This is a genomic window from Shewanella hanedai (assembly GCF_007197645.1).
Classification (GTDB): domain Bacteria; phylum Pseudomonadota; class Gammaproteobacteria; order Enterobacterales; family Shewanellaceae; genus Shewanella; species Shewanella hanedai.
Genome location: NZ_VKGK01000064.1, coordinates 1 through 4,518, shown reverse-complemented (window position 1 = coordinate 4,518; position 4,518 = coordinate 1). Strand labels below are relative to the sequence as shown.

5 protein-coding genes are annotated in these 4,518 nt (G+C 44.0%); all 5 read right to left on the bottom strand.

Translation table 11 applies throughout. The features are described 5' to 3' along the window. Window positions 1-230: 230 nt before the first annotated feature. The 5 genes from rluB to rnm all read right to left on the bottom strand — a co-directional run bounded on the left by rluB (window position 231) and on the right by rnm (window position 4,323). Window positions 231-1,097, bottom strand: a complete 867-nt coding sequence (gene rluB / locus FN961_RS25515) for a 23S rRNA pseudouridine(2605) synthase RluB (protein WP_144042953.1) — start codon at window positions 1,095-1,097, stop codon at window positions 231-233. Further along, window positions 1,090-1,749 carry an SMC-Scp complex subunit ScpB gene (scpB, locus tag FN961_RS25510; protein ID WP_144042954.1) on the bottom strand — a complete coding sequence of 220 codons (660 nt, stop codon included), beginning with the start codon at window positions 1,747-1,749 and terminating at the stop codon, window positions 1,090-1,092. The genes rluB and scpB overlap by 8 nt, the downstream gene beginning before the upstream one ends. A 104-nt stretch (window positions 1,750-1,853) precedes the next feature. Beyond that, window positions 1,854-2,642 carry a segregation and condensation protein A gene (locus FN961_RS25505; RefSeq protein WP_144042952.1) on the bottom strand — a complete coding sequence of 263 codons (789 nt, stop codon included), beginning with the start codon at window positions 2,640-2,642 and terminating at the stop codon, window positions 1,854-1,856. Window positions 2,643-2,766: 124 nt separating this feature from the next. Beyond that, entirely contained in the window at window positions 2,767-3,387 is a 621-nt protein-coding gene (locus FN961_RS25500; protein WP_144042951.1) for an L-threonylcarbamoyladenylate synthase, read from the bottom strand. A gap of 72 nt (window positions 3,388-3,459) precedes the next feature. Continuing rightward, complete coding sequence (gene rnm / locus FN961_RS25495) at window positions 3,460-4,323, bottom strand: RNase RNM (RefSeq protein ID WP_144042950.1); 864 nt, start codon at window positions 4,321-4,323, stop codon at window positions 3,460-3,462. Window positions 4,324-4,518: the final 195 nt, after the last annotated feature.

Below are 4,518 nucleotides of genomic sequence, written 5' to 3'. Positions count from 1 at the left end.
TCGCATTGGCGAACAGCCATTAAAACACTACAAGGCTTAATTCTGGAGCCACAAGCATGCTATTAAATTCGAGGGGATCCCTCAGACTCTGAGTAGATCAACTTCTTATACTGATTGGTATTATTTAAACGACAGACACAAAAAAGGCCGCGTTAGCGACCTTTGATACCCATTGGCACAATAACGATAAAACAAGCTTTACTTAGCAACTTGTTTTTCGCATCATTGCGTTAAGTACGCTGACGCGTATTTTTGCCCACATTGGTCTTATGCTTACTCACAGCACGTTTAATCTTAGCACTCTTCACTTTAGCACGGGCAACACTGTGTTTATCTGTGCCTAGCATAGTGCGGTTTTCATTATCCAGTCCAGCCGTCTTTCTTAGGTAGTTAACCTGTTCAAGCTCTAGCTCAACCCAACCGCCGCGAGGCAATGACTTTGGCAACTCAACCATACCGTAACGAATACGAATAAGGCGACTCACTTGCACTTCCTGAGACTCCCATAAACGTCTAACTTCACGGTTACGGCCTTCAGCCAGTGACACATGCCACCATTTATTCATGCCTTCGCCACCAGCCGCTTTGATTTTATCAAAGTTTGCCGGACCATCTTCCAGCGTGACACCAGTACGAAGTCTTTGAATACAAGCCTCAGAAACTTCACCGAATGTACGCACTGCATATTCACGCTCAACTTCATTTGATGGATGCATCAAGCGATTCGCTAGCTCTCCGTCAGATGTAAACAGTAGTAATCCTGATGTATTGATATCCAGACGTCCAACTGCAACCCAACGTGAATCACGGGTTTTAGGCAGACGATCGAAAACCGTTGGACGGCCTTCAGGATCTTTACGACTGCAGATCTCACCTTCCGGCTTGTGATAAGCAATCACGCGGCAAATAAGATCATCTTCAGACTTAACTGTAATAGCGCGTCCATCGATGCGAATTTTCACATCATCTTCGACTCGATCACCAAGGCTGGCTATCTCACCATCAATACTAATTCGGCCTGCAGCAATCCATGCCTCCATCTCACGACGGGAGCCATGGCCTGCACGGGCCAAGACTTTCTGCAATTTTTCACTCATTAGTAAACTCTTCTCTATTTTGTGTATCTTTAGGCTCAGCTTCATCAGTTGTCACTTCAATATCCGACGTATCATCTGATACAGGCATATTTGAAGCTTCAGCATTTGAAAACAGCGCCGCTAGAGACTTAGGATCAGACAAAGGAGGTAAATCCGCTATCGTATCTAAGCCAAAGTAAGCTAAAAAGTCTGTCGTTGTTGCATATAGCGCCGGTCTTCCCGGTACCTCTTTATGCCCCACCGCTCTAATCCAATGTCTATCGGATAGACTTTTCATTGTGTGGCTACTTACCGCCACACCGCGAATAAATTCTATGTCACCTCGAGTGACAGGTTGACGATACGCTATCACCGCCAAGGTTTCTAATGTGGCTCTGGAATATTTTGGAGACTTTTCCTGCCACATAGATTGTAAATACGGACTTAATGCTTCAACCGTTTGAAATCGATACCCACCAGCTACTGCAACTAACTCAATGCCACGTCCTTGGTAATCTTCTTGTAACTCTTCAATCGCTAATTTAATTCTTGCTCTTGAGACATTGAAATTGACCAGCACTGTCTCTCTTAAGGTTTTAATCGTTACCGCTTTCCCTAATACAAACAGGCCAGCTTCGATAAGCTGCTTAAGCTGATCAGGATTAATTTGCAATAGTTTACTTGTTGACAATCAATTCGTCCTAGCACGTAAAGGTTATAAAGCTATTAACAGCTGCTTGTTCAAAAATATACCAGCACGATCAAAGACTCGCATCATCAATAGGCTTTAACGTGTATCGTTGAAAATGGTTCGGCTTGAATCAACTCAACTAAGAGCTCTTTCACCAACTCCATCAGCGCTAAAAAGCTTACAACCACACCGGTTCGTCCCTCTTTAGCATCAAAAAGTGCTTCAAACGGCAAATACTCCTCGCCATCTAATAAAGCGAGTATCTGTATCATTCGCTCACGCGTCGACAATACTTCACGTTTAACCTGATGATCCACCGTCGCTTCAACTCGCTGAAGTACCCCAGCAAATGCCCTCGCCATATCGGTTAATGACACCTGCGGCGGCAATAACACGGGCTTAATATCAGACGCGGGCGTTACTTTAGCCTGAAAAAAATCTCGTTCGAGTCGAGGCAATGCATCTAACTCTTGCTGCGCCTCTTTAATCACCTCGTAGGCTTTCAATTGACGGATCAATTGAGCACGTGGATCTTCTTCATCTTCAACTTCATCTTTGGGACGCGGTAACAGTAAGCGAGATTTAATCTCTGCTAATGTTGCTGCCATCACCAAATAGTCTGCAGCCAGCTCAACTCGCGCGCCTTGAAGCAGCTCGATATACTCTAAATACTGCTCAGTTACAGGCCAAATGGGTAACTCGACCACATCTAACTTCTGTTTACGGATCAGATATAAGAGCAGATCTAACGGGCCTTCAAAAGACTCAAGAAAAACTTCAAGCGCTTCAGGCGGTATAAACAGATCAGCCGGAAATTTTTTGAACGGCTCACCTCTGACAATGGCCAAAGGTAAACTTTTTTGAGTTCCCAGCATCCACTGTCCTCAGCCAAATTATCAAAAGTTCTTAGGATAAACAGCCAAGATTAACAATCCATAGCCCAAGAAAGCGCGCGATTATACCTTGTTAGACTAACATTTCACAGACTTTAACCTGAGTTTAGGTAAACGAGCTGATATCACCGGCCCCTTCACGTAAAACCTCAATATCTCCTTCAGAGAGATCAATGACCGTGGTCTGCTTCTGGCCTAAATAACCACCATGAATAATCACATCCACTTGGTGCTCTAAAATATCACGAATATGTTCAGGATCGGATTCGGCAAACTCCTCACCAGGCATGATCAAACTGGTAGACATTAACGGCTCATCAAGCGCTTCAAGCAGTGCCAAGGCAATCACATTGTCAGGCACTCTTATTCCAATCGTTTTCTTCTTTGGATTTTGTAAACGCTTTGGCACCTCTTTACTCGCTTTAAAAATAAAGGTGTAAGGTCCAGGCGTATTATGTTTAAGCAGTCGATATGCCTGATTATCCACTTTAGCGTAAGTAGATAATTCAGATTGGTCACGACACATTAAGGAGAAATTATGGTCGTTATCTATCTGCCTGATCCGCGCAATGCGGCTCATGGCGTCTTTTTCACCGAGCAAGCAGCCTAAGGCATAGCCTGAATCGGTGGGGTAGACAATCACCCCGCCATTTTTAATCGCATTCACCGCCTGATTGATCAAACGGCTTTGTGGGTTTTCTTCATGTACATAAAAAAACTGACTCATCTCGATTCCATCCATCACCATCTGACTATATAAGTCGATGGGAAATTAACATTTAGTATCAATATAAAAATATCAGGCATTAGCCGTTGGCCAAGAGTCCATTTGCCACACCCAATTAACACCTGGTGGTTGATACATACTTTTACCCAACTCAGTCCAGCTTCCAGGAAAATGAAAGTCACTTCCCAATGATGCTGCTAACTCATGTTGTAAACTTAAGGAGATCAAGAAGTTTCTAGCATCAACCGTCTGCTGGCTGAGTACCACTTCCATGGCATCACCTGCCGCCTCTTTAAATTCCCTTACTAACCGTTTGACCCATTTGGTCGACAATTTATAACCACTCGGGTGGGCCAATACAGCAATACCGCCCGCTTGATGTATCATTTCAATTGCCGTCGCCATGTCGGACCAATTGTTTGGTACGTAACCGGTTTTGCCACGTGCCAGATACTTTTTAAACACATTACCCATGCTAGTTGCATAGCCCTTATCGGCCAACCAACGAGCATAATGTCCCCGACTCAATGCCGCATCACCAGCAATGGCTTTTGCACCATCATAAGCACCGTCAATTCCCGCCTTCGCGAGTCGTTCGCCTATCTCTTTCGCCCTTAACTCACGTAAGTTACGTTGATTCATTAAGAAATTATCAAAATCACTATTATCAAGATCGACGTTCAAGGCCACAATATGAATATCATGATTGTGCCAACGCGTTGAGATCTCCGCACCGTTGATTAATCGAAGTGGCGTATCATGGCTATTATTATAGGCATGAGCTTCAGCTAAACCTGCGGTCGTGTCGTGATCGGTAATGGCGAACATCTGCACCCCATTTACAATCGCTCTGTCTATCAACTCAGAGGGGGTCAACATGCCATCAGAGGCTGTTGTGTGGCTATGTAGATCGGCCAATAAAGTTTCATCTGTCATAGGCTTATTCTACTTGAGTTTGTAAGCAAAAGGGGAATTAATACCAATCAGTATAAGAAAGTGATCTACTCAGTGTCTGACGAATCCCCACAAAAAGAGATGAATAAATAATGAGATAGGTGAAATAGTGAGGAACATTCATGGCATTTGGTGATCAAATTTATCGCCAAACAAAAATTACCACGAGTACACGAG